We start from the raw sequence: 26,764 nt of genomic DNA on the forward strand, positions 1-26,764 counted from the left end.
CTTTACGGCCTTTGCACCTTACGGTCTTGCCACCACGGCAGTTTATTGGGGCGGTTTCGGCACCGCCTGCGCACAACGCTTGAAGCCGAGCGAAATATTCATGAAATTCAAAAAGCGTGCTTTACCGCCATCGGCAGACATCGTCCAAACCCGTTACGCTTTAAAGTATGCGAATATATATCACATGAAGATACATTATGAATGACGAGCTGAAGCCTGATTGGGAACCCCGGTCTGACGCGGTACTTGACGACCAGATCGCCGCCTACGATGCCATGCGCCAACGCTGCCCAGTGGCACACAGCGATTATCTGCACTGGTCCTTGTTCCGGCATGACGATGTGCTGCGCGTGCTGAACGACCACCAGACTTTCAGCAGTGCCGCTTCCACGCATCTTTCCGTGCCCAATGGCATGGATCCGCCACAGCACACCGACTACCGGCGCCTTATCGAGCCGTATTTCAGCCCGCAGCGGATGGACGCGTTCGCACCGCGGTGTCGGGATATCGCGGTCAATCTGGTACTCAGCCTGCCCGCAGACGGCGAAACCGAGCTGATGGCAGCGCTGGCCCAGGACTTTGCGCTGCAGCTCCAATCGGCCTTTCTGGGCTGGCCGGCGGCCATGCACGAGCCGCTGCGCGAATGGACCCGCAAGAACCATGAAGCCACGCTGGCCAGAGACAAAATAGCGATGGACGAAGTTGCTCTTGAATTTGACGGCTATATCAAGGACTTGCTAACCGTGCGCCGCGAGGCCGGCTCCGATGCCCCCGACGACATTACCACCAGCCTGCTGCGGGAGCGGATAGGCGACAGGCTACTTGGCGATGATGAAATTGTCAGCATCTTGCGCAACTGGACGGTAGGAGAACTGGCCACCATGGCTGCCTGCGTCGGCATTCTGGCCCACTATCTGGCCGAGCATCCTGAACTTCAGCAGCAATTGCGGCAACAAACGTCGTTATTGCCCGCTGCAATTGATGAAATATTGCGGATACATGCCCCGCTTATCGCCAACCGCCGGGTAACCACCAGGCCGGTGGAGATCGGCGGCCACCAGCTAGCCGCTGGCGAACGGATAACCGTCATCTGGGCGTCGGCCAACCGGGACGAAGCGGTCTTTGGCAACCCCGATGCATTCCGGCTCGACCGCGATCCGGCGCAAAACCTGCTGTACGGTGCCGGCATCCACGTTTGCCCGGGTGCCCCTCTGGCCCGGCTGGAACTGCGCATTATCATGGAAGAACTGCTGAAAGGTACCAGCCTGATTGCACTGCTGCCGGGCAAGGAAGTGGTAAGAGCGGTTTATCCCGCCAGCGGGTTTTCTGCACTGCCACTGCGGATCAAGACAATTTAAGGCAATCCGATCACGACCGGCAGATTGAATGTTGGGCTGATGCAGCGCTAGCCCAAGCTAGCGCGCTGTATCCAGACCGTAACGCCCAACCGTAGGGTGCAATAAGCGTAGCGCATTGCACCGCATGCTGACGGCGCAGAGATTACGAGTTGCGCTGTCCAGCCTTTCTGGTTTTATAAAACAGGGGAGTATCACTTAAAACAGGTACTTTTCCGCATGTATCACATGCGGCATCAAAAAATACACTTGTAGGTATGCGTAGGCACATGCGGTGCAATGCGCTGCGCTTATTGCACCCTACTAATTGCGCCTTACGGCATTTGAACCACATCCACAGCAGGTTACCCTTTTTGTGGCATGTCAAAAAATTGAGCAAACCAGCGAGCCCAGAATGGTAGGGGATGAACTTTGTCCTTTTCACCCTTGGCAATTGCTAGTTCATTCTGACATATGATAATTAGTGCGGAAAGGGAAAGCGGTTCACTACATTCAATCTCACATGCCTGAGCCATCCATTGATTAATGTCGTCCTCTACAAAACCGCGGTCGCCTTTCCTATAAATTTCAGCAGTTAATTTTCGGTAGTTGCGCGCGAATTCAGCATGGCGCCTCGACCGATCTGAAAAAGAAAGTACCAACGAAAAGGACGATGAAACGGTGATAAATACCGCAATGCGAACAACCATCGCAGGATCACTAATTTTCCAAATCGCAGCAGATCCACCAATAAGAGATACTGCCTTGGAAAATTTATCAAAAAAATCGAAGAATCTCTCGCGTTTAAGGTGATACAGGGCTGAAAGTTCAGTTTTGTATATAACCTCGTGCCTCTTGTCCCAGAGATAACTATTTTCCCCCGTTAAGTCTGTCATTTTTTATCAGGGGGCTGCTTCGGCGAAGTGGTTATTGGGACTTTTTGTGAGACGAACGACTCGTTTATTGAGTCAAAAATCCCGCCCCTTTTATGTTCGGGATTAGGTTGCTGCTTATTCGGTGTTTGTGTTGGTGTATTGCCCTGTTTTTTGTTATCTGACACGTTATTCCCTTGCACTTTGATTGTTATGACTAGTCATTGATCGCGCGACACCGTATCTCACTTTTTATCAAGTCCTAAAACAAAACTCCGGCGATCTCTCGCCGAGGTTTGTTTCATTTACAAGCAGCTCATGGCGTAACCCGCACTCAACCACAACTCCCAATAGCCCCGCAAGCCGTACAAAAATCACAGCCATCCTTCTTGATCACGGTGCTATTGCCGCATTCGGCGCACAACCGGCCGGCCATTGTGGTGCTGACTTTCGGCTGGTGGGTTGGTTCGTCGGTGACTACGCCCATTGCGTTGACCGGGGTGCCGGCTTCGGTCAGGATGCCTAGCATTGCGTAGCGGTGGATTACCAGTTGCGCGACGTAGGCTACTGTGGACGGATAGCTGGCTTGCTTTTCGTTGCCGGGGATGCGCGCCAGGAAGTCGCCGCGTGGCTCCGCGTAGTTGAGCAGCTTGCGCAGCTTCATGCCAATCCAGGCCGGATCGATTACCCGCATGTCGAGGCTGAGTAGTTTGCATAAGCCATCCAGTGCGCGCGGGTAGGCGCCGGTCAACCACATGCTGTATGGACGTCGGGTGCCGTCCGGCATTTGCAATTCTTTCAGCATCAACACGAAATCGTCTTCGGTGGATGGATTCCTGACGTCAGCCACCCAGGCCAGCGTGCCGTCGGTGCCGGTCTTCGGCTCGTGCGGCGCGAACAGTGCATTCAGCACCGGACTAGGATCGCCGGGCCTGGCGTCGAGCGCGCCTAATTGGTTGTAGCGCCATTCCAGCAGTTGGGCCAGCGCGGCGGTGGTGCTGGGCACTTGCGCCATGGCACCGTTCGGCGGCATCGGCATCTGGAAGCCTTCGCCGTAAGCATGCGTGAGCACCGAGAGTTTCTTGCGCAGCCAGCCGCGATCATTAGCGCGCATGTCGGTCGACAGGGTTTTGGCGATTGCATCCAGGCCGCGCGGCGGTTGGCCGCCCAGCACCCAGACTTCAAACGGCACATCGGCCTGGTCCGACACCGCCACCGCGAAATCGCCTTGCGGAGAACGGATGGTGGCGCTGACCCAACCGGAAGTGCCAGCCGGCAAACCCGGACGCGATGGCCAGCGCAGCGACGCCAGCGGCGGCGACATGGCGACTTCGGTCAGCACCAGCCGTTTGTCTTGTTCCGACAGCGTGATCGGCTGCGGCGTGCTGACTTCCGCCGTGGTGGCAGTGGCCGCAGCAGGAACCGACAATACCGCGCCCAGCACGCTGTTGGGACGATAAGTGGTGATGCCTTTGAGACCCTTGCGCCAGGCTTCCATGTACAGATTCTTGAACTCGACATACGGATAATCGGCCGGCACGTTGACGGTCTTCGAAATCGCGGCATCGACGTAGGGCGCGACTTCGGCCACCATCAGCATGTGGTCGGTGGCGGAAATTTCCAGCGCCGAGATGAACGCCGGCGGCAGTTGATCGACATCGTGGCCGAGCGCGCGATACATCCGGTACGCGTGGTCTTCCACTGTGTAATCTTTTTTGGAACCGTCGGCCATGCGCTTCATGCGGTTGTAAAACCACGAGAACGCTGGCTCGATGCCGTTCGACGCATTGTCGGCAAACGCCAGCGAAATGGTGCCGGTCGGCGCAATCGAAGTCAGATGCGAGTTGCGGATGCCGTGGGTGCGGATCGCTTCCTTGAGTGCGTCGGGCAGGCGCGCAGCGAAGCCGCCCTGCAGATATTTGTCGGCTTCCAGCAGCGGAAATGGGCCGCGTTCCTTGGCCAGATCGACCGAGCCAAAATAAGCGGCGTCGCGCATTTCGCGGGCGATGTCGGCGGACAGTGCGCGCCCTTGTTCGGAGTCGTAGCGCAGGCCCAGCATGATCAGGGCGTCGCCCAAGCCGGTAAAGCCCAGGCCCAGGCGGCGCTTGGCTTCGGCTTCTTTCGCCTGTTCTTCCAGCGGCCACTTGGTGGCGATCAGGACGTTGTCGAGCATGCGCACCGCGACTTTGGTCACGCGTGCCATCAGGGCGAAATCGAACGCCGCCTCGGGCGTGAACGGCGCGGTCACGTAGGCGGTCAGATTCAGGCTGCCCAGGCAGCAGCAACCGTAATCCGGCAGCGGTTGTTCGCCGCACGGGTTGGTGGCTTCAATGGTTTCGCAATACGACAGATTGTTTTCAGCATTGATGCGGTCCATGTACAGCACGCCCGGCTCGGCCGCGGCGTAGGTGCTTTGCATGATCAAATCCCACACTTCACGCGCCTGCACGGTGCGATATACCCATAAGCCGTCGGCGCGCAGATAAGCGCCGTTGTGCTTGAGTTCGGCATTCGGCTCGTTGGCGTGAGTCAGTTCGAATGGCAAATCGGCCTCCACCGCTTGCATGAAGGCGTCGGTGACGCCGACCGAGACGTTGAAGTTGTTCAGCTGGCCGCGTTCTTGCTTGACGGTAATGAAGTCGAGCACGTCCGGATGGGTCACGTTGACCACCGCCATTTGCGCGCCGCGACGGGCGCCGGCCGATTCCACCGTTTCGCACGAGCGGTCAAATACTTTCATGTAGGAAATTGGACCGGACGCGCTGCTGCCGGTGCCTTTGACTAGCGCGCCCTTGGGCCGGATCGCGGAAAAATTGTAGCCGACGCCGCCGCCGCGCCGCATGGTTTCGGCCGCCTGCGCCAGCGCAGTATAAATGCCGGGCTTGCCGCCGACGCGCTCGGTGATAGAGTCGCCGACCGGCTGCACGAAGCAATTGATCAGCGTGCTTTGCAAGTCGGTGCCGGCGGCGCTGTTGACGCGCCCGGCCGGGATGAAGCCATGCTGCATTGCCCACAGGAATTCATCGGCGTGTCTCTTGCGCTGCTTGCCTTCCTCGACTTGCGCCAGCGCCTTCGCCACGCGCGCGCGGACTTCATCGATGCTGGTTTCGCCGCCCTTGGCGTATTTTTCTATCAACACTTCGGTGGAAATGACTTGTGGCTCGGCCAGCGCGATGGCGGTGTTTTCCAGTTTTTGCATGCTTGACTCCTTGGTGCCGGCGACACTGCGCCGGACGTTAATCTGAATTCGGTAATGTGGTGTTGGCGATGCGTCCAGATGCGATGAGTGCGATTGGAATAAGGTATTTGTTGCGACCGGTTTTCAATCTCTGAAAACGCCTGCGATGCGGGTTTCGGTGGGGCGTATTATCCCCCAATTTAAGCAGCTTCGGCAACCTAAACAACACATACAGTGAAAATTTTATAATCACTACTAGATGTAGTGGTATGGCGGAAATTCCGTTTACGCCCGCACAGGCCGGTACAAGCGCCAGTTTACCAAATTTTCCCGTCATCCAGCGGCGCTGGTCCGCAACGCAACAGCAGGCGGTGCGCTACTATTTGCCAAAATTACACACCCTGTATTTTCAAGGAATTGTCATGACACATGTCTTCATCACCGGTGCATCGAGCGGCATCGGGGCTGCGCTGGCGCTCGAATATGCGGCGCAGGGCGCGGTGCTGGGCTTGGTCGCCCGGCGCGGGCCGGCGCTGGCGCAGCTGATTGCCAGCCTGCCCAACCCGCAACGGCATCGCAGCTATGCGCTGGATGTGACCGACCATGCGGCCTTGGCTGCGGCGGCGCAGGATTTCATCGTCTACGCGAACACAGCCGGGGTCGAGATCGTGATCGCCAGCGCCGGCATCTCGCAAGGCACGCTGACCGAGTACGCGGAGGATTTCGCCATATTCGAGCGCATCATGGCGGTCAATCTGAACGCGACGGTTGCCACCTTCGCGCCGTTCATCGCCGGCATGCGGCGGCAGGCGCAGTCGGGCCGGCGCGCTTGCCGGCTGGTCGGGATCGGCAGCGTGGCCGGCATCCGCGGTTTGCCGGGCGCGGAAGCATACAGCGCATCGAAGGCGGCCGTGATCAGCTATTGCGAATCGCTGCGGCTGGAGCTGCAGCCGAGCGGAATCCGGGTCGTGACCATTTCGCCCGGCTATATCGATACCCGGATGACCCAGGCCAACCACTACCGGATGCCGTTCCTGATGCCGGCGGCCAATTTTGCGGCGGCGGCGCGGACGGTGATTGACGCCGGCGCCAGCTATCGGGTCCTTCCATGGCAAATGGGCGTGGCGGCCAAACTGCTGCGGCTGATGCCGAACTGGCTATATGACTGGATTTTCGCCAGGGCGCCGCACAAGGCGCGTGCCAGCAATTCAACCGGAGTTGGTCATGCTGATTGATGCGGTGGGACGGGTGCATGTGGCAATTACACCAGAGTCACCACCGCGCATCGTCAGTCTGGTGCCGTCGATCACCGAACTGTTATGCGACCTCGGCCTAGCGCACCGGATCGTCGGGCGCACCGGGTTTTGCATCCACCCGAAAGATCTGCTGCGCACCATTCCAAAAATCGGCGGCACCAAAGATGTCAATCTTGAAAAAATCCGTGCACTGAAGCCGACGCATCTGATCGTCAACATCGATGAAAACGAAAAGCCGACGGTCGAGGCGCTGTCCGCCTTCATCCCGCACGTGATCGTCACGCACCCGCAAACGCCGCGCGACAATCTGGAGTTGTACCGGTTGCTGGGCGGCATTTTCGGCGCTGCCTCGCAGGCCGATTGTCTGTGCCGCGCATTCGAGCATGCATATGCTGAACTGGCGGCGCGGCCAAGCCAAGATGCGCGCACCGTGCTGTACTGCATCTGGAAAGACCCGTGGATGACGGTGTCGAAAGAGACTTATATCGCCAACATGCTGGCGCAAATCGGCTGGCAGGTGTGGCAAGCGCCACAGACTGGGCAAGTTCCAGTCCGCTATCCCGTCTTCGAATGGACGCCTGCCGTGCTTGATGCGATTGACACGGTGCTGCTATCGACCGAGCCGTACCGTTTTACAGCAGCGCATGTCGATGCACTGGAGCGCCAGATCGGCAAGCCGGTGCAACTGGTCGATGGCGAAATGCTATCGTGGTACGGCAGCCGGGCGATTGCCGGCTTGCGCTATCTGAAAACGCTGGCAGAACTGTAGGTCGGAAAAGCGCAGCGCCTTCCGACGTTGCGTCTTGATTGTCGGAAGGCGCTGCGCTTTTCCGACCTACGTTTCAAATATAGGGGTATGCCTAAAAACACTGCCATTTCCGCATATATTCATTGCGGCGTCAATTTATACCGTGTCTAGTATAAATACAGGTTCAAAGCGCTTTGCCAGTCACAGCCTGGAACCGGAAAATCCCATCATCCCCAACCGTGCGTTGCAGGCTGCCGTCGAACCACAGCAAATGCAAATGCGCCAGCGCCTCGCCCAGCGCGAAGCTCAACTGATGCGAATCGAGCGGGCGCTGGAACATGATCGGCACGATATCGGCGGCGGATTTCGGCTTGATGCAGGCGTCCAGCACTTCGGCCAAACGGGCTTGGTGATGCTCGCTCAACTGCGCAATGCGGGTCGCCAGGCCGCGAAAAGGTTTGCCGTGGCTTGGCAGCACCAGCGTGTCGGTTGGCAGTGTTAAATACTTCTGCAATGAATCCAGATACTGCTGCACCGGATTGGATTCCGGCTCGACCGCAAACACCGAGACATTGGTTGATATCCGCGGCAACACCATGTCGCCGGCAATCAGCAGCGCATCCTCGACACAAGCCAGCGCTGCATGTTCGGGCGAATGGCCGAAGCCGGTAATTACGCGCCAATCGCGCTTGCCGATGCGCACGTTCTGGCCTTCCTGCAAGCGGTGGTAAGCGGCGGGCACCGACGGCACCAGCGTCGGGTAATAACTCTTGCGCCCCTGCAAGGTTTCCAGCATTACCGGGTCGATCAAGCCGTGCTGCTGGAAGTGCGGCAGCATCGCGGTGCCATCCACGCCCGGCAGCGCCGCCGACATCATGCGCGCAAAGCTGTATTCGCCGGCCGTCATCCAGAGCGGCGCATCCCAGCGGCTGCACAGCCAGTCGGCCAGGCCGACGTGATCCGGATGGCAGTGGGTGGCGATCACCCGCAGCACCGGCAAACCGCGCAGATGGGTGGCGAAGATCGCTTCCCAGTTGGCGCGGGTGGCGTCGTTGGAGATGCCGCAATCGACGATGGTCCAGCCGGTTTCGCCCCGGAATGTATCCTCCAGCAGCCACAGGTTGATGTGATTCAGCGCGAACGGCAAGCCCATGCGCAGCCAGTGCAAGCCCGGCGCGACTTCAAACAATGCACCGGAGGCCGGCAAGCTGTCGCCGAACGGATAATCGAGTTGTGCTTCCAGAGCATTCATAGCGGGGTTTTCCTTGTTGGTGGGATTTGTCTGTTAACTGATGTTACGCACTGCCGTAGGATGGGTGCAACCCATCATGTAAGTTCGATGGGCGATGGGTTGCACCCATCCTACGAAACTATTTTAGGATTTACACGAGTGGCAGTCTCGCCTATACAATGTGGTTGACGTTAACGTTAACTGCGATTCTAAACACAAATTCATATTACCGCCTCATGCCGACCTATACCATCACCGAACTGGCGCGCGAATTCGACATCACGCCGCGCGCGATCCGCTTTTATGAAGACCAGGGTTTGATCAGCCCCGCACGCGAAGGCGCCGGCGGGCGCAGCCGAATCTACGCGGCGCGCGACCGCACCCGCCTGAAGCTGACGCTGCGCGGCAAGCGCCTCGGCCTGACTTTGCAGGAAATCAAAAGCCTGGTGGACATGTACGAGTCGCAGAAAGACACGGTCGCCCAGTCCCAGAGTTTCCTCGACGTGCTGACCCGGCACCGCAAGACGCTGGAGCAGCAGCGCGAAGACATCGCAGCCTCGCTGGCGGAAATCACCGCCCACGAAGCCGAATGCCGGCGCGTGCTGGCCGGCGGCAAGCTGGTCAAGGCCAAATCCAAAAAGAATACGGCAGAGGCAAACGAGCCGGCGGCAAGCGCTGCCGCCGGCAAATGAAGCACGGAATCCGGCCCAAATAGTTGCTCCGACGTTGATCTAGCGTTGAAATATAGTTGACGTTTACGTTAACGTCAATTGCAGGTATTATTTGCGTTCCATTTTTACGTTCAAATTTCTCGATAACCCCGGAGTCCGCGATGCCAAAACCGATTTCATCCGAACCCGTTGCAACCCAGTTGGCGGCCAGTTTTGCGCAGCAAGGCGTGCTGATGGCATGGAATGCGCGCCTGGCCAGCGCTGCCGATGGCGCCTGCGAAATCGTGCTGCCGATGAGCGCGGTGGTAACCCAGCAGCACGGCTTTTTTCATGGCGGCGTGATTGGCACTCTGGCCGATGCGGCTGGCGGTTATGCGGCCAATACGCTGTTGATGCCAAGTCATGAATGCCTGTCGGCCGAATACAAAATCAATTTCGTCGCGCCCGGCATTGGCGACACCCTGATCGCACGCGGCAAAGTGCTGAAAGCCGGCAAGACGCTGGTAGTTTCCAGCGCCGAGGTTTTTGTAGTGAAAGATGGCGTCGAAAAACTCTGCGCGATCATGCAGCAAACTCTATTTGTAATTCCTGTAAATTAATTCCTATAAATTAATTCCTGTAAATTCCAATCCAACGTGAGGACGACATGCTCCATTTATCCGGCTTGAACTTTGACCACGGCGAAGATATCGCCGCGCTACGCGACACCATCGCCCAATTCGCGCAGGCTGAAATCGCGCCGCGTGCAGCAGAAATCGACCGCAGCGACCAGTTCCCGATGGACCTGTGGAAAAAAATGGGCGACCTCGGCCTGCTCGGCATTACCGTCTCGGAAGAGGACGGCGGCATCGGTATGGGTTACCTGGCGCACATCATCGCGATGGAAGAAATTTCGCGCGCCTCGGCTTCGGTCGGCCTGTCGTATGGCGCGCATTCGAACCTGTGCGTGAACCAGATCAAGCGCAATGGCACGCCCGAGCAAAAAGCCAAATACTTGCCGAAGCTGATCTCCGGCGACCATATCGGTGCGCTGGCAATGTCGGAGCCGAACGCCGGTTCCGACGTGGTCAGCATGAAGCTGCGCGCCGACCTGAAGGGCGACCGCTATGTGTTGAACGGCAACAAAATGTGGATCACCAACGGCCCCGACGCCGATACCTTGGTGGTCTACGCCAAAACCGATCTGGAAGCCGGCCCGCGCGGCATGACCGCCTTCATCATCGAAAAGAGCTTCAAGGGTTTTTCGATTGCGCAAAAACTCGACAAGCTCGGCATGCGAGGCTCGCACACCGGCGAACTGGTGTTCCAGGATTGCGAAGTGCCGGCGGAAAATATCCTAGGCGGCCTCGGGCGTGGCGTCAACGTGCTGATGTCGGGCCTCGATTTCGAACGCACCGTATTGTCGGGCGGGCCGCTGGGCATCATGGTCGCCTGCATGGACGTGGTGGTGCCGTACATCCATGACCGCAAGCAGTTCGGCCAGGCGATTGGCGAATTCCAACTGATGCAAGGCAAGTTGGCCGATATGTATTCGACCATGATGGCCTGCAAATCGTATGTATACGCAGTCGGCCAAGCCTGCGACCGGGCCAAAAATCCGGAAGCGGTGCGCGCGCTGCGCAAGGATGCAGCCGGCGCGATTCTGTATTCGGCTGAAAAAGCCACCTGGATGGCGGGCGAAGCGATCCAGACTCTGGGCGGCAACGGTTACATCAACGAATATCCGGTTGGCCGCCTGTGGCGCGACGCCAAGTTGTACGAAATCGGCGCCGGCACCAGCGAAATCCGCCGCATGCTGATCGGCCGCGAATTATTTGCCGAGACTGCGTAAGAATAGGAGATATTCAAGTGCAGCAGTTTCTGTAGGAGCGCACCCGGGCGCGAAGGCAGTCGCCAGACTGCTGCCGTTGATCGCGCCCGGGTGCGCTCCTACAAAGACACGCCAGTCTCGCAGATGTTTTCCGTGGATGCCCAATAGTGCTAAATTAGCCAGTTACAAACCCATCACAAAACCGGCATCCGACACCACTCCATGAACGCAGCCACCTTCCCCAAACTTTTATCGTCGCAAGTCGGCTATGACATGGCGCGCACCATGCTGGACGGTTTCGACAAGCATTACCGGCTATTCCAGGAAGCCAGCCAGACTGCGCGCCAGCGTTTCGAGGCGCAGGACTGGCATGGGATGCGCCAGTTGCAGCGCGACCGCATCGCGTTCTACGATGCCCGCGTCAAGGAAGCGGTGGAAATCCTGGAAGACGAATACGACGCCGCCACGCTCGATGACGAAGTCTGGCAGCAGGTCAAGCTGCATTACATCGGCTTGCTGACCCGCTATCACCGGCCGGAGCTGGCCGAGACTTTCTACAATTCGGTGTTTACCCGGATGATGCACCGCTCGTATTACAACAACGATTTCATTTTCGTGCACCCGGCGGTGGCGACCGAATATATCGAAAACGACGAGCCGGCCAGCCGCCCGACTTACCGCGCCTATTACCCGATCCAGGACGGCTTTGCCAAATCCATAGCGCGCATCGTCAACAATTGTTCGATGGCAACGCCGTTCGAGGATCTGGAGCGCGATGCCGGCTGGGTGGTGCGCGCTTTCGAGGATGAATTCGGGCCGCCCGCAGCGGCCCAGAATTTTCAAATCCATGTGCTCGACGCGCTGTTTTACCGCAACAAGACCGCGTATGTAATCGGCCGCATCATCAATGACGACAATGTGATTCCGCTGGCGCTGGCGATCCGGCACAACCCGGACGGCCGCCTGCGCATCGATACCGCGCTGTTCCGCGAGCAGGAACTGGCGATCGTGTTCAGCTATACGCACGCTTACTTTCTGGTTGAAATGGAAGTTCCTTCGGCTTACGTGCAGTTTTTGCGCACGCTGATGCCGCGCAAACCCAAGGCCGAAATCTACACCTCGCTGGGCTTGCAAAAACACGGCAAGAACCTGTTTTATCGCGATTATCTGCATCACATGAAGCATTCCAGCGACGATTTCATCATCGCGCCCGGCATCAAGGGGCTGGTCATGCTGGTGTTTACCCAGCCGTCGTTCCCGTATGTGTTCAAGGTGATCAAGGATTATTTCCCGCCGCCGAAAGAAACCACCCGCGCCAAGATCGAATCCAAATACAAGCTGGTGAAAGAGCATGACCGCGGCGGACGCATGGCCGATACGCTGGAGTTTTCGAATGTCGCGTTCCCGCTGGGCCGCATGGATGAAGCGCTGCTGCGCGAACTGCAAACGCACGCGCCGTCGCAGATAGAAATCATCGACAAGGAAGTTTTCATCAAGCATTGCTACATCGAACGCCGCATGACGCCGCTGAATATCTGGCTGCAGCAAGGCACCGATGCGCAGGTCGAACACGGCATCATCGAATACGGTCGCGCGGTCAAGGAATTGATTTCCGCCAACATCTTCCCCGGCGACATGCTGTACAAGAACTTTGGCGTGACCCGCCACGGCCGGGTAGTGTTTTACGATTACGACGAGATCGAATACCTGACCGATTGCGTGATCCGGCGCGTGCCGGAAGCGCGCAACGAAGAGGAGGAAATGAGCAGCGAAACCTGGTACAACGTCGGCCCGCACGATATTTTTCCGGAGACCTACCGCACCTTCCTGCTGGGCGATGCGCGGGTGCGCAAGTATTTCCTGCAGCACCATCCGGACTTTTTCGATCCGGCCATGTGGCAGTCTTACAAAGACCAGTTGCTGGCCGGTGAGTACAGCGATATTTTTCCGTATCCGCAGCAATCCCGTTTCATTAACCGGTATTGATGACATGCAATTTTTAGTACCGTAGGATGGGTGCAACCCATCGCATATCGAACTTACGTGATGGGTTGCACCCATCCTACGGTGCTTTTCATGTCTTGCATGCACCGTGAGAAACATCAGTTAAGGATATAAAAAACAGGGTGTATGCTTAAAAACAGGGTAGTTACCGCTTAGTTTCATTGCGGAATTAAAAAACACACCAGTCAGTACCTGGCACTGTAAAGCTGCACTACTGACAAACATCGGTATTTCGCGTAAGTTTTCATTTACTTTTAAAGAGGTGTCAAATGCATGATCCAATCGTAATCGTCGGCGCAGCACGTACTCCGTTGGGCGCTTTCCAGGGCGATTTTTCCTCTATTACGGCTAGTGAACTCGGCGCAGTCGCCATCAAGGCGGCAGTCGAGCGTTCCGGCGTCAATCCGGAATTGGTCGAAAACGTATTTTTCGGCAATTGCCTGATGGCCGGCCAAGGCCAGGCCCCGGCGCGCCAAGCCTCGATCAAGGCTGGCTTGCCGCTGTCGGCAGGCGCAGTCACGATGTCCAAGATGTGCGGTTCGGCAATGCAAGCCACGATCTTCGCGTTCGACACCATCACTGCCGGCACCAATGAAGTGATCGTCGCCGGCGGCATGGAATCGATGACCAACGCGCCGTATCTGATCCCGAAAGCACGCGGCGGTTACCGCATCGGCCACGGCATGATTTACGATCACATGATGCTGGACGGTCTGGAAGACGCATACGAAAAAGGCCGCTCGATGGGCACTTTCGGCGAAGAATGCGCGGCGCAATATCAATTCACCCGCGAACAGCAAGATACCTTTGCGATGGAATCGGTGCGACGCGCGCAGGCTGCTACCGCTGACGGCTCGTTCCAGTGGGAAATCGCGCCGGTCACCGTATCCGGTCGCGGCGGCGATGTGGTTGTCGAAAAAGATGAAGGCCCGCTGAAAGCCAAGCTCGACAAAATCCCCAATCTGAAACCGGCGTTCCAGAAAGACGGCACTATCACCGCCGCCTCGTCTTCTTCGATCAACGACGGCGCTGCTGCGCTGGTAATGATGCGCGAATCGACGGCCAAAAAACTCGGCTGCACGGTGCTGGCCCGGGTGCTGGCGCACACCACCCATTCGCAAGCGCCGAACGCCTTCGCCACCGCACCGGTCGGCGCAATCGAGAAACTGTACAAGAAAGTCGGCTGGAGCACCGCCGATGTCGATCTGTTCGAGATCAATGAAGCCTTCGCCGTGGTGCCGATGGCCGCGATGAAAGAGCACGGCATTCCACGCGACAAGGTCAACGTCCACGGCGGCGCTTGCGCATTGGGCCACCCGATTGGCGCATCAGGCGCACGCATCATCGTCACCCTGATCGGCGCATTGAAAAAAACCGGCGGCAAGCGCGGCGTCGCCAGCCTGTGCATCGGCGGCGGTGAAGCTACTGCGGTTGCGATCGAACTGGCGTAAGGGAATACATGTAGGGGCAGGTTCTAAACCTGCCCTTGCTTGATTCGCCAGGGGCGGGTTTAGAACCCGCCCCTACGGCGGGAAAGGTTGATCGACCGCATCGATCCTTTGGCCTTCCGCCCCCCCATCCCAGCCCTCCCCCTGCTAAGAGGAAGGAGTGTTCATGGTGGTCTATATAGCTACTAGTTACGGTTTTTGAGAATTTTATAAGGCAACTCCCGACATGGTCTTATCCGAACAGCACCAAATGATCCGCGACGCATTGCGCGCATTTTCACAAGAACGCTTGCTGCCCAACGCCGCGCGCTGGGACAAGGAACATCATTTTCCGAAGGAAGAGTTGAAAGAGCTGGCCGCACTCGGCGCGTTCGGCGTGGCGGTGCCGGAAGCACTGGGCGGAGCCGGACTGGATTACCAGTCGTTAGCGCTGGTGCTGGAAGAAATCGCCGCCGGCGACGGCGGCACTTCGACCGTGATTTCGGTCAACAATTGCCCGGTATGCAGCATCGCGATGATGTACGCGAATGACGCGCAAAAGGAACAATGGTTAAGGCCGCTGGCCAAGGGCGAGATGCTGGGCGCATTCTGCCTGACCGAGCCGCATACCGGCAGCGACGCCGCCGCCTTGCGCACCACCGCCAGCCCGGACGGCGATCATTACGTGATCAATGGCGTCAAGCAATTCATCACCAGCGGCAAGCACGCCGATGTCGCGATCGTGATGGCGGTCACCGACAAGGCGGCCGGCAAGAAGGGCATCAGCGCATTCTGGGTCCCGACCGACACCCCCGGTTATATCGTGACCCGGCTGGAAGACAAGCTCGGCCAGCATTCGTCGGACACCGCGCAAATCCTGTTCGAGAATTGCCGCGTGCCCCGTGAAAATCTGATCGGCGCAGAAGGCCAGGGCTACAAGATCGCGCTGTCCGGACTCGAAGGCGGGCGCATCGGCATCGCCTCGCAAGCAGTCGGCATGGCGCGCGCCGCATTCGAGGCCGCGCTGCTGTATGCGAAAGAACGCGAAAGCTTCGGCCAGCCGATCTTCAATCACCAATCGGTGCAGTTCAAACTGGCCGATATGGCGACCCAAATCGAAGCGGCGCGCCAGTTGATCCAGCATGCAGCCAGCATGAAGGATGCCGGCTTGCCGTGCCTGAAGGAAGCGGCGATGGCCAAGCTGTTCGCTTCCGAGATGGCGGAAAAAGTCTGTTCCGACGCGATCCAGATCCACGGCGGTTATGGCTATGTGACCGATTTCCCGGTGGAACGGATTTACCGCGACGTGCGGGTGTGCCAGATTTACGAGGGCACCAGCGATATCCAGAAAATTTTGATCGGCCGCGCGTTGTAAATCGTGACTACGCAGATACCATGAAAAAAGGCGATCAAGCCGCCGCCACCGCCTGCCCCTGCGGTGGCGGTGACGGTCACGGCACGTTTGCCGATTGCTGCGCGCCCTTCCTTTCCGGGGCGCTGGCGCCGCCGACTGCCGAGGCGCTGATGCGCTCGCGTTACAGCGCCTACACGTTGCGCGACGACGCATATTTGCGTGCGACCTGGCATCACAGCACGCGCCCGGTTGCGGGATTATTCGATGACGATGCGGGCTTGACCTGGCTCGGACTTACGATAAAATCGCCGTTGCATTTACGTTTACGTAAACGCAAAGAAGCGCCTCAAGATACGGAACAGTGTGACGCCGACGCAGATGCCGATACCGTGGAGTTTGTTGCGCGTTACAAGATCGGTGGCCGCGCCCATCGCCTGCACGAGGTCAGCCGTTTCGTGCGGGAACAGGGGCGCTGGTTTTATGTTGATGGCAGTTTTCCGGAGTGATTGAACAGAAAATGACAGATCCAATGACGAACTTAACTAATTTAGCTAACTTAACCACCAGCTATGACCAGGGCGCACAAGACAGCGAACTGATCGAACAAACCCTCGGCAATTTTTTCGACGCCATGGTGGCGCGCGTACCGGACAGCGAAGCGCTGGTTTCCTGTCATCAGAACATCCGCTATACCTATCGCGAACTGCAGACCGAAGCCAGACGACTGGCAAGCGCATTGCTGCAGCTGGGCTTGCAGCGCGGCGACCGCATCGGCATCTGGTCGCACAACAATGCGCAGTGGCTGCTGACCCAGCTCGCCACCGCCAATATCGGCGTGGTGCTGGTCAATATCAATCCCGCCTACCGCCTGGCCGAGCTGGAATACGCGCTCAACAAAGTCGGCTGCAAAGCCTTGATCGCGATGCCGGAATTCAAGCACAGCAACTATATCGAGATGATCCAGACCCTGGCGCCGGAGCTAGCCAATTGCGCACCCGGCGCGCTCAATTCCGCCCGGCTGCCGGATCTGAAAACCGTGATCCACCTAGGTCAGCAGAACGTCCCCGGCATGCTGCGCTTTGAAGATTTCATCACGACCGGCGATGCGCAGGATGCGCGGCTGGCGCAAGTCGCCGCCACGCTGGACGCCCGCGATCCGATCAATATTCAGTTCACCAGCGGCACCACCGGTTTCCCCAAAGGCGCCACGCTGACGCACCGCAATATCCTGAACAACGGCTTCTTCGTCGGCGAGGCGATGCGCCTGACCGGCGCCGACCGGTTGTGCATTCCGGTGCCGCTATACCACTGCTTCGGCATGGTGCTGGGCAACCTGGCTTGCCTGACGCATGGCGCGACTATCGTCTATCCGAATGACGGTTTCGAGCCTTTATCGGTGCTGCAGGCGGTGCAGGACGAGCATTGCACCGGCCTGCACGGGGTGCCGACCATGTTCATCGCGCTGCTCGATCATCCACGCTTTGCCGAATTCGATCTGTCGACGCTGCGCACCGGCATCATGGCCGGCTCGCCATGCCCGATCGAAGTGATGAAACGCGTGGTGCGCGACATGCACATGGCCGAGGTCACGATTGCCTACGGCATGACCGAGACCAGCCCGGTCAGTTGCCAGAGCAATGCCGATACGCCGCTGGAACAGCGCGTGGCCACCGTCGGCCGGGTGCAGCCGCATCTGGAAGTCAAGATCGCCGATCCTGAATCGGGCGCAACCATGGACATCGGCGTCACCGGCGAACTCTGCACCCGCGGCTATTCGGTGATGCATGGCTACTGGGGCGATCCGGAAAAAACCCAAGAGGCGATCGATGCCGACGGCTGGATGCATACCGGCGACCTGGCCACCATGGATGCGCAAGGCTATGTCAACATCGTCGGCCGCATCAAGGACATGGTGATCCGCGGCGGCGAAAACATTTACCCGCGCGAGATCGAGGAATTCCTCTACCGCCATCCGGCGATTCAGGATGTGCAGGTAGTCGGCGTGCCGGACGCGAAATACGGCGAAGAACTGTGCGCCTGGATCGTGCTGCGACCCGGTGCAATCCTGGATGAAACGGCGCTGCGGGCTTTCTGCGATGGCCAGATTGCCTATTACAAAGTGCCGCGCTACATGCGCTTCGTCGATGCGTTCCCGATGACCATCACCGGCAAGGTGCAGAAATTCAAGATGCGCGAAATGATGAAAGAAGAACTCAAGCTGGACGAATCGAAGACCGCCTGATCAGAGTAGGGACGGGTTCCAAACCCGCCCTTTCGCCGCCAAAGTGCGAGGGCGGGTTTGGAACCCGCCCCTACGTGCTTTTGTGGCCGTGCATAACATCAGATAAACAACAAAGACAACCAAGGATGCGGCAATGCCCCAACTGACAAGCACACTGAATACCCGCTCGGACGATTTCAAGGCCAATGTGGCCGCGATGCAGATCATCGTCGATGACCTGAAAGCCAAAGTCGCCAAAATTGCCGAAGGCGGCGGCGAAGCCGCACGCAAGAAGCACATCGCCCGTGGCAAATTGCTGCCGCGCGAGCGGGTCCAGATGCTGCTCGATCCGGGCACGCCGTTCCTGGAATTCTCGCAACTGGCCGCGTTCGACATGTACCACAATGCCGCGCCGGCGGCCGGCGTGATCACCGGCATCGGCCGCGTGGCGGGTCAGGAATGTGTGATCGTCTGTAATGACGCCACCGTCAAGGGCGGCACTTATTACCCGATCACGGTCAAGAAGCATTTGCGTGCGCAGGAAATTGCCGAGCAAAACAAGTTGCCGTGCATTTATCTGGTCGATTCCGGCGGCGCTAATTTGCCGAATCAGGATGAGGTATTCCCCGACCGCGACCATTTCGGCCGCATCTTCTACAACCAGGCCAATCTGTCGGCCCAGGGCATTCCGCAAATCGCGGTCGTGATGGGTTCCTGCACCGCCGGCGGCGCGTATGTGCCGGCGATGAGCGACGAATCGATCATCGTCAAGGATCAGGGCACGATTTTCCTCGGCGGCCCGCCGCTGGTGAAGGCTGCCACCGGCGAAGTGGTGAGTGCCGAAGACTTGGGCGGCGGCGATGTGCATACGCGCTTGTCGGGCGTGGTCGATCATCTGGCACAAAACGACCTGCACGCGCTGTCGCTGGCGCGCACCATGGTTTCGAACCTGAACCGGAGTAAAAAGCACGAGACGACATTGCGCGAGACTAGCGAACCGAAGTTCGCCGCGCACGAGTTGTATGGCGTCATTCCAACCGATACCCGTAAACCGTTCGACGTGCGTGAAGTGATCGCCCGCATCGTCGACGGCAGCGATTTCGACGAATTCAAGGCGCGCTACGGCACCACGCTGGTGTGCGGTTTCGCCCATATCCACGGCATGCCGGTCGGCATCATCGCCAACAACGGCATTTTATTCAGCGAATCGGCGCTGAAAGGCACCCACTTCATCGAAATGTGCTGCCAGCGCAAGATTCCGCTGGTATTCCTGCAAAACATCACCGGCTTCATGGTCGGGCGCAAGTACGAAAACGAAGGCATCGCCCGCAACGGCGCCAAGATGGTGACCGCAGTGGCAACCGCCGCAGTACCGAAATTTACCGTGATCATCGGCGGCAGCTTCGGCGCCGGCAATTACGGCATGTGCGGCCGCGCATTCTCGCCGCGCTTCCTGTGGATGTGGCCGAATGCGCGCATCTCGGTGATGGGTGGCGATCAAGCCGCTGGCGTCTTGGCTACCGTCAAACGTGACGGCATCGAACTCAAAGGCGGCGAATGGAGCGCGGAAGAAGAAGCCGCTTTCAAGCAGCCGATCAAGGAACAATACGAACATCAGGGCCACCCGTATTACGCCAGCGCCCGTCTGTGGGACGACGGCGTGATCGATCCGGCCGATACCCGGATGGTGCTGGGATTGGGGCTGTCGGCTGCGCTGAATGCGCCGATTGCCGATACTAAATTCGGCTTATTCAGGATGTGAGCATGAACTATCAAACCATAGCACTGCAACGCGACGGCCACACTGCGTTGGTGATCCTGAACCGGCCCGAGGTGCGCAACGCCTTCAACGAGGTGACGATCGCCGAAATCACCCAGGCCTTCCTTGAAATCAGCATAGACACCAGCATCCGTGCGGTGGTGCTGGCCGCGCGCGGTTCGGCGTTCTGCGCCGGCGCCGATCTGAACTGGATGCGCAAGATGGCCGACTACACGCAGGAAGAAAACCGTGCGGATGCGGCGCAACTGGCGCAGATGCTGCGCACCATTTACGAATGCCCGCAGCCGGTAGTGGCCAGGGTGCAGGGCGATTGCTATGCCGGCGGCATGGGGCTGGTGGCCGCCTGCGATATCGCGGTGGCGGTTGAAGAAGCCAATTTCTGCCTGTCCGAAGTCAAGCTGGGGCTGATTCCGGCCACCATCTCGCCTTACGTAATCAAGGCCATGGGCGAGAACGCGGCGCGCCGCTACTTCCTCACCGCCGAACGATTTACCGCCGAGGAAGCGCTGCGCATCGGCATGGTGCATGAAGTGGTGGCGCTGCATGCGCTGGATGCAACCATGACTGCCATCGTCAAGTCGCTGCTGAGCAACAGCCCGAACGCGGTGCGGCAAGCGAAACGCCTGGTGCGCGAAGTCGGCGGCAAGCCGATCAGCAGCATCCTGATCGCCGACACCGTCGAAGGCATCGCCCAGATCCGCGCTTCCGAAGAAGGACGTGAAGGCGTCAGCGCCTTTCTGGAGAAGCGCAAACCATCGTGGTTAATCTAGGTCTGGTTAAAATCAGTTCCTGAAAAACATGGAGTATCTGTGTAAAAATGGTATTTCACGCAATTAAATATGGCGGTGTTAAAAATACATCTGACAGTATATTGTGGACGTACCAGTCCCTTCCCCCTGGAAGGGGGAAGGTTAGGATGGGGGTGGAACGGTTGAATACAGTGAAGCGTATCAAACCAATGCTCACGGCAAATGCGCGATCCTTGCGCAAGGACATGACCGATGCCGAGCGCATGTTGTGGCATGCGCTAAGAGGCAAACAACTGTATGAATGTCGTTTTAGACGGCAGCATCCAATCGGACCTTATATCGCTGATTTTGCCTGTATCAATAAAAAATTACTAATTGAACTAGATGGCGGACAGCACCAAGATCAGATTGTCTATGACCAACATCGCACTGTATTTTTGGAAATGCAGGGTTGGCAAGTTCTCCGATTTTGGAATAACGATGTGTTGAATAATATGGATGGGGTTTTAGCGGTCATAGTGGAAGCATTGGCCGTTCGACCCCCATCCTAACCTTCCCCCTGCCAGGGGGAAGGAACTAAAAGCCACCGCAGGAATACTGGAGCAGCTTTGACAGAAAATGCACAATCCGACTGGGTCGAACGCAGCCTGCGCAGCGTCTGGCATCCATGCACCCAGATGCAGCACCATGCCGGAGTAAACCCGGTGCCGCTGATCGCGGTCAGCCATGGCCGCGGCGCTTGGCTGTATGACCATGAAGGGCGGCGTTATCTCGATGCGATCAGTTCGTGGTGGGTCAACCTGTTCGGCCACGCCAATCCGCGCATCAATGCGGCGCTGAAAGACCAGCTGGACCGGCTCGAACACGCGATGCTGGCCGGCTTCACCCACGAGCCGGTGATCCAATTGTCGGAACAGTTGTCGGCCCTGACCGGTCATGTGCTGGGCCACTGCTTTTACGCGTCGGACGGTGCATCGGCGGTCGAAATCGCGCTGAAGATGAGTTTTCACGCCTGGCGCAACAACGGCAAAAGCGACAAGCAGGAATTCGTTTGCCTGCAGGGCAGTTACCACGGCGAAACCATCGGCGCGCTGGCGGTGACCGACGTCGCCTTGTTCAAGGACGCCTACGGCCCGCTGCTGCGCGCTGCGCACGTGGTGGCCTCGCCCGATGCACGCGGTGCTGCCGAAGGCGAAACCGCCGCAGACGTGGCGCGCCGCGCCGCCTTGGACGTCGAACGCTTGTTTGCCCAGCGCGCCAACCATATCGCCGCCATCATCATCGAACCGCTGGTGCAGTGCGCCACCGGGATGGCGATGCACGACCCGGTCTACCTGCAAGAAGTCCGCAAACTGTGCGACCGCTATCAGGTCCACATGATCGCCGATGAAATCGCCGTCGGCTGCGGCCGCACCGGCACTTTCTTCGCCTGCGAACAGGCCGCGCTTGCAGGCAAACCTGTCTGGCCGGATTTCCTGTGCCTGTCGAAAGGCATCAGCGGCGGTTACCTGCCGCTGTCGCTGGTGATGACGCGCGAGGAAGTCTATCAAGCGTTTTACAGCGCCGACGTCACGCGCGGCTTTTTACATTCGCATTCTTACACCGGCAATCCGCTGGCTTGCCGCGCCGCGCTGGCGACGCTGGCGATCTTCGAGCAAGACGACGTGCTGCGCACCAACCGCGCGCGCGCCGAGCGGCTGACCGCAGCATTGGCGCCGCTGGCAAATCACCCGCGCGTGCGCCACTTCCGCAACCGCGGCATGATCTGGGCCTTCGATGCGGTGATCGGCGATGCGACAGCGGCGGCTACCTTCTCTGCGCGCTTCTTCAGCGCCGCGCTGGAGCAGGAATTGCTGCTGCGCCCGATCGGGGGCAGCGTCTACCTGATGCCGCCGTATATCCTGAGCGACGCCGAAAGCGACGGCCTCGCGGCGCGCACCCTGGCCGTGTTTGAACAAGTGATCGAAGTTTGACGATGGAACCGATATGAGTCTCGACGACGCAGTTGCACCCGGAGTTGACACCGTAGTTGCCACCATATTGGCTGCCATTCCAAATACCGAATTGGAGCCAGCCGCTGACGCCACGGATACGCCCTCGCGCTTCGCCTGTTTCGTCACCGGCACCGACACCGACGTCGGGAAGACGCTGATCTCGGCGGCGCTGCTGCACGCGCTGGTGCAAACCGGCGTGCGCGCCTGCGGCATGAAGCCGGTCGCGGCCGGGGCAGAATTGATTGACGGCGTCTGGCACAACGACGACGCCGATGCGCTGGCCGCGGCCGGCAACGTCGTCATGCTGGCGGCGCTGACCACGCCCTACCTGTTCAAGCAAGCGGCCGCGCCGCATATCGCCGCCGGCCTGGAACGCATCACCATCGAATCGGTACCGATCCTGGCCGCCTACACCGAAATCGCCGCCGCCTCGGACGCGGTAGTGGTCGAAGGCGTAGGCGGTTTCCGCGTGCCGCTGTCCGACGGTTTCGACACTGCCGACCTGGCGCAGCAACTGGGCTTGCCGGTGGTGCTGGTGGTCGGCCTGCGGCTGGGCTGCATCAATCACGCGCTACTGACGGTTGAAGCGATCGCCGCGCGCGGTTTGCTGCTGGCCGGCTGGGTCGCCAACGAACTGGAGGCGGACATGCACTTCGCCGACGAAAATATTGCAGCGCTATTGCTGCGCATCCCGGCTCCGCTGCTGGGCCGCGTGCCGCGCCTGGCGCAGCCGTGCGCTGCCGCCGCGGCCGAATATCTTGATTTTTCTGGCCTGCCGAACTGGCCGGCCAACCCGTAGGGGCACGGCATGCCGTGCCCCCACGAACATGAACCATTGAAGGAATAACGATGTCCCAAACCCCGTCGCAACAATCCACTGCAGTTTCCTTCCATCCGCCGGCAGCTGCCATCACCTTGCCGCAAGAAGCGACCTGGCCGCTGGCCGACGTGCTGGCGCTGTTCGAGCTGCCGTTCAATGACCTGATGTTTCAGGCGCAGCAAACCCACCGCGCCCATTTCCCCGAAGGCGATGTCGAGCTGGCGACGCTGCTGTCGATCAAGACCGGCGGCTGCGAGGAAGATTGCGGCTATTGCCCGCAAGCGGCGCGTTACGACACCGGCGTCGAAGCCAAGAAAATTCTGGAGTTGGACGAAGTGCTGGAGGCAGCGCGCGAAGCCCGCGCCAGCGGCGCGACCCGTTTTTGCATGGGCGCGGCCTGGCGTTCGCCGAAAGAGCGCGACATGGAAAAGGTCGAAGCGATGGTGCGCGGGGTCAAGCAACTCGGGCTGGAAACCTGCGCCACGCTGGGCATGCTGGAAGCAGATCAGGCGAATCGATTGAAGCAGGCGGGGCTCGATTACTACAACCACAATCTGGATACTGCCCCGGAATTCTACAATAACGTGATCTCCACGCGCGAATATCAAGACCGCCTGGATACACTGGGGCGGGTACGCAATGCCGGGCTAAAAGTGTGCTGCGGCGGCATCGTCGGCATGGGCGAATCGCGCCAGCAGCGCGCCGGCCTGATTGCGCAATTGGCAAACCTGAATCCGTATCCGGAATCGGTGCCGGTCAATCATCTGGTGCAGGTGGAAGGCACGCCTTTGCACGGCATCGATCCGCTCGACCCGCTCGAATTCGTGCGCACCATCGCGGTGGCGCGCATCACGATGCCGAAAGCGCGGGTGCGGCTGTCGGCCGGCCGTCGTCAAATGGGCGAAGCGGTGCAGGCGATGTGCTTCCTGGCCGGCGCCAACTCGATTTTTTACGGCGACAAGCTGCTCACCACCGGCAATCCGGAAGCCGAGGACGACCGCGCGCTGCTGGCGAAACTCGGTTTGAAAACCCATGCCTCGACCCTGACCGAAGCGCAGAAAGAGCGCTGCGGCGGGTGAAATACCTATTCCCTTGTCCGTGACGGTGGGGCGGGCTCCAAACCTGCCCTTGGTTGCCCCACCGTAATTTCACCTTAATCGGCCTCACCCCAGAAAGTATCCACATGTTCACCAAAATCCTGATCGCCAACCGTGGCGAAATCGCTTGTCGTGTTGCCGCCACCGCCCGCAAGATGGGCATCAAGACCGTCGCGGTATATTCGGAGGCCGACGCCAACGCCAAGCATGTCGCGGTGTGCGACGAAGCGGTTTGCATCGGCCCGGCAGCCGCCAAGGAAAGCTATCTGTGCGCCGACAAGATCATCGCGGCAGCCCTTGCAACCGGTGCGCAGGCGATCCATCCGGGTTATGGTTTCCTGTCGGAAAACAGCGATTTTGCCGATGCTTGCGTTACAGCAGGGCTAGTCTTCATCGGCCCGCCGGCGTCCTCGATCCGCGCGATGGGTTCCAAATCGGCCGCCAAGTCGCTGATGGAAAAAGCCGAGGTGCCGCTGGTGCCGGGTTATCACGGCGACAATCAGGATGCCGATTTCCTGCAACTTGAAGCCGACAAGATGGGCTATCCGGTGCTGCTGAAAGCCAGCGCCGGCGGCGGCGGCAAAGGCATGCGCGTAATCGAAAAATCGGCCGATTTCAAGGCTGCATTGGCGTCCTGCAAGCGCGAAGCGATCAGTTCCTTCGGCGACGACCGGGTGCTGGCTGAAAAATATTTGCAGCGTCCGCGCCATATCGAAATTCAAGTGTTCGCCGACACTCATGGCAATTGCGTCTACCTGTTCGAACGCGACTGCTCGGTGCAACGCCGCCACCAGAAAGTGCTGGAAGAAGCGCCGGCGCCCGGCATGAGTGCAGAACGCCGCGCCGCGATGGGCAACGCCGCGGTGGCCGCAGCAAAAGCAGTCGGCTACGTCGGTGCCGGCACGGTCGAATTCATCGCGAATCAGGATGGCTCGTTCTATTTCATGGAGATGAATACCCGGCTGCAGGTCGAACATCCGGTTACCGAAATGATCACCGGCACCGATTTGGTCGAGTGGCAATTGCGGGTCGCGGCCGGCGAACCTTTGCCGTTGCTGCAGCATGAATTGAAGCTGCACGGTCACGCGATTGAAGCGCGGATTTACGCGGAAAACCCGGAAAAAGGTTTCCTGCCATCAACAGGCACGCTCAAGCATTTGCGCACGCCGTCGGCGGTCACTTTCGAACTTGGCTCGGCCGGCTTACCCCCATCCCGGCCTTCCCCCTTTCAGGGAAAAGGTGAGAACGGAGCCGCAAGCGGCTATATTCGGATCGACAGCGGCGTGCGTTCGGGCGACACCATCTCGCCGTTCTATGACCCGATGATCGCCAAGCTGATCGTCTGGGGCGAAGACCGCGACGAAGCGCTGGCGCGCATGGCGCAAGCCTTGTCCGAATATCAGATCGTCGGCCTCGCGAATAATATTGGCTTCCTGCAGCGCTTGATCGCAAGCCAGCCGTTTGCCGGCGCCGATCTGGATACCGGCTTAATCGAGCGCAACGCTGACGCGCTGTTTCCAGCGGCGGCCCCAGTCTCGATTGATGTGCTGGCGCTGGCGGCGGTGGCTTTAGTGACTTCTGAAAAATCGGCGGCTGCGAATGACCCGTTCGGAAACACTAGCGGCTGGCGCATGAATAGCGTATTGCAGCGCACTCTGCATTTTGCCGATGCGGCGCTGGACGACGCCGAGGCGCAACCGCTCACCGTGGATTATCACTCGGACGGTTGGCAAATCGGGCTGGGCGCAACCTCGGTCAAGACGACTCTGGGCCTGCATGGCAACAGCAACTTCAGCCTGACGCTGGACCAGCGCGCGGTGCGCGGCTCGGTGGTGCGCGACGGCGATGTATTCCACGTTTTCACTGGCGGCGGACACACCGCGCTCAATTACAACGATCCGCTGGCGCATGCCGGCGCAGCAGAAGTCGATGGCGGCCGTTTGACTGCGCCGATGCCGGGCAAAGTAGTGGCAGTGCTGGTCGAAAAAGGCCAGCAAGTCAAGAAAGGCGAACCGCTGGTAATTATGGAAGCGATGAAAATGGAGCACACTATCGCCGCTCCTGGCGACGGCATGGTCGAAGAAGTGTTGTACGCGATTGGCGATCAGGTTGCCGATGGCGCGCCGTTGCTGGCGTTCAAGCTTGCATAATCACTGATACGCACTTTCGTAGGTCGGGTTAGCGGCTTCATCGCGTAACCCGACATTTTCGGCTACGA

Annotated in this window: 21 protein-coding genes; 18 read left to right on the forward strand and 3 right to left on the reverse strand. The window is 59.0% G+C overall.

The window, feature by feature from the left end; genetic code table 11:
* The first annotated feature begins 197 nt into the window (after positions 1 to 197).
* Positions 198 to 1,358 carry a cytochrome P450 gene (locus KGFNPO_RS16995; RefSeq protein WP_472632404.1) on the forward strand — a complete coding sequence of 387 codons (1,161 nt, stop codon included), beginning with the start codon at positions 198 to 200 and terminating at the stop codon, positions 1,356 to 1,358.
* Positions 1,359 to 1,699: 341 nt separating this feature from the next.
* Here KGFNPO_RS16995 and KGFNPO_RS17000 read toward each other — a convergent pair whose 3' ends face one another.
* Positions 1,700 to 2,230 carry a hypothetical protein gene (locus KGFNPO_RS17000; RefSeq protein WP_472632405.1) on the reverse strand — a complete coding sequence of 177 codons (531 nt, stop codon included), beginning with the start codon at positions 2,228 to 2,230 and terminating at the stop codon, positions 1,700 to 1,702.
* A 310-nt stretch (positions 2,231 to 2,540) separates the two neighbouring features.
* Positions 2,541 to 5,405, reverse strand: coding sequence for an adenosylcobalamin-dependent ribonucleoside-diphosphate reductase (locus tag KGFNPO_RS17005; protein WP_472632406.1), 2,865 nt, complete (start codon positions 5,403 to 5,405; stop codon positions 2,541 to 2,543).
* 401 nt (positions 5,406 to 5,806) lie between these two features.
* Here KGFNPO_RS17005 and KGFNPO_RS17010 point away from each other — a divergent pair, with 401 nt between their 5' ends.
* Positions 5,807 to 6,619, forward strand: a complete 813-nt coding sequence (locus KGFNPO_RS17010; protein WP_472632407.1) for an SDR family oxidoreductase — start codon at positions 5,807 to 5,809, stop codon at positions 6,617 to 6,619.
* Complete coding sequence (locus tag KGFNPO_RS17015) at positions 6,609 to 7,409, forward strand: helical backbone metal receptor (RefSeq protein ID WP_472632408.1); 801 nt, start codon at positions 6,609 to 6,611, stop codon at positions 7,407 to 7,409. Before KGFNPO_RS17010 ends, KGFNPO_RS17015 begins: the two co-directional genes overlap by 11 nt.
* A 163-nt stretch (positions 7,410 to 7,572) precedes the next feature.
* Here KGFNPO_RS17015 and KGFNPO_RS17020 read toward each other — a convergent pair whose 3' ends face one another.
* Positions 7,573 to 8,640 carry an MBL fold metallo-hydrolase gene (locus KGFNPO_RS17020; RefSeq protein WP_472632409.1) on the reverse strand — a complete coding sequence of 356 codons (1,068 nt, stop codon included), beginning with the start codon at positions 8,638 to 8,640 and terminating at the stop codon, positions 7,573 to 7,575.
* Positions 8,641 to 8,855: 215 nt separating this feature from the next.
* On the opposite strand from KGFNPO_RS17020, the gene KGFNPO_RS17025 reads away from it, so the two are divergent.
* The 15 genes from KGFNPO_RS17025 (at position 8,856) to KGFNPO_RS17095 (ending at position 26,696) form a co-directional block, all read left to right on the forward strand.
* Positions 8,856 to 9,311: a MerR family transcriptional regulator gene (locus tag KGFNPO_RS17025; RefSeq protein ID WP_472632410.1), complete on the forward strand. Its 456-nt coding sequence runs from the start codon at positions 8,856 to 8,858 to the stop codon at positions 9,309 to 9,311.
* 140 nt (positions 9,312 to 9,451) lie between these two features.
* Positions 9,452 to 9,889 carry a PaaI family thioesterase gene (locus tag KGFNPO_RS17030; protein ID WP_472632411.1) on the forward strand — a complete coding sequence of 146 codons (438 nt, stop codon included), beginning with the start codon at positions 9,452 to 9,454 and terminating at the stop codon, positions 9,887 to 9,889.
* Between the two features lie 47 nt (positions 9,890 to 9,936).
* On the forward strand, positions 9,937 to 11,121 hold the full coding sequence (locus tag KGFNPO_RS17035; RefSeq protein ID WP_472632412.1) for an isovaleryl-CoA dehydrogenase: 1,185 nt from the start codon (positions 9,937 to 9,939) through the stop codon (positions 11,119 to 11,121).
* Positions 11,122 to 11,322: 201 nt separating this feature from the next.
* Entirely contained in the window at positions 11,323 to 13,086 is a 1,764-nt protein-coding gene (gene aceK, locus KGFNPO_RS17040; protein ID WP_472632413.1) for a bifunctional isocitrate dehydrogenase kinase/phosphatase, read from the forward strand.
* 287 nt (positions 13,087 to 13,373) lie between these two features.
* Complete coding sequence (locus KGFNPO_RS17045; protein WP_472632414.1) at positions 13,374 to 14,555, forward strand: acetyl-CoA C-acetyltransferase; 1,182 nt, start codon at positions 13,374 to 13,376, stop codon at positions 14,553 to 14,555.
* A 223-nt stretch (positions 14,556 to 14,778) separates the two neighbouring features.
* Positions 14,779 to 15,906 carry an acyl-CoA dehydrogenase family protein gene (locus tag KGFNPO_RS17050; RefSeq protein WP_472632415.1) on the forward strand — a complete coding sequence of 376 codons (1,128 nt, stop codon included), beginning with the start codon at positions 14,779 to 14,781 and terminating at the stop codon, positions 15,904 to 15,906.
* A 20-nt stretch (positions 15,907 to 15,926) separates the two neighbouring features.
* Positions 15,927 to 16,391, forward strand: a complete 465-nt coding sequence (locus KGFNPO_RS17055) for a YchJ family protein (protein ID WP_472632416.1) — start codon at positions 15,927 to 15,929, stop codon at positions 16,389 to 16,391.
* Positions 16,392 to 16,414: 23 nt separating this feature from the next.
* Complete coding sequence (locus tag KGFNPO_RS17060; protein WP_472632417.1) at positions 16,415 to 18,127, forward strand: AMP-binding protein; 1,713 nt, start codon at positions 16,415 to 16,417, stop codon at positions 18,125 to 18,127.
* Positions 18,128 to 18,260: 133 nt separating this feature from the next.
* Complete coding sequence (locus KGFNPO_RS17065) at positions 18,261 to 19,868, forward strand: carboxyl transferase domain-containing protein (protein ID WP_472632418.1); 1,608 nt, start codon at positions 18,261 to 18,263, stop codon at positions 19,866 to 19,868.
* Positions 19,869 to 19,870: 2 nt separating this feature from the next.
* Positions 19,871 to 20,656, forward strand: coding sequence for an enoyl-CoA hydratase/isomerase family protein (locus tag KGFNPO_RS17070; protein WP_472632419.1), 786 nt, complete (start codon positions 19,871 to 19,873; stop codon positions 20,654 to 20,656).
* A gap of 170 nt (positions 20,657 to 20,826) precedes the next feature.
* Positions 20,827 to 21,186, forward strand: a complete 360-nt coding sequence (locus KGFNPO_RS17075; RefSeq protein WP_472632420.1) for an endonuclease domain-containing protein — start codon at positions 20,827 to 20,829, stop codon at positions 21,184 to 21,186.
* Positions 21,187 to 21,243: 57 nt separating this feature from the next.
* Positions 21,244 to 22,608, forward strand: coding sequence for an adenosylmethionine--8-amino-7-oxononanoate transaminase (bioA, locus tag KGFNPO_RS17080; RefSeq protein WP_472632421.1), 1,365 nt, complete (start codon positions 21,244 to 21,246; stop codon positions 22,606 to 22,608).
* Between the two features lie 13 nt (positions 22,609 to 22,621).
* Positions 22,622 to 23,428, forward strand: a complete 807-nt coding sequence (gene bioD / locus KGFNPO_RS17085; protein ID WP_472632422.1) for a dethiobiotin synthase — start codon at positions 22,622 to 22,624, stop codon at positions 23,426 to 23,428.
* A gap of 50 nt (positions 23,429 to 23,478) precedes the next feature.
* Positions 23,479 to 24,528, forward strand: a complete 1,050-nt coding sequence (gene bioB, locus KGFNPO_RS17090) for a biotin synthase BioB (protein ID WP_472632423.1) — start codon at positions 23,479 to 23,481, stop codon at positions 24,526 to 24,528.
* Positions 24,529 to 24,632: 104 nt separating this feature from the next.
* Positions 24,633 to 26,696 carry an acetyl/propionyl/methylcrotonyl-CoA carboxylase subunit alpha gene (locus KGFNPO_RS17095; RefSeq protein ID WP_472632424.1) on the forward strand — a complete coding sequence of 688 codons (2,064 nt, stop codon included), beginning with the start codon at positions 24,633 to 24,635 and terminating at the stop codon, positions 26,694 to 26,696.
* The last annotated feature ends 68 nt before the right edge of the window (positions 26,697 to 26,764 follow it).

The organism is Gelidimonas diazotrophica (assembly GCF_055694025.1).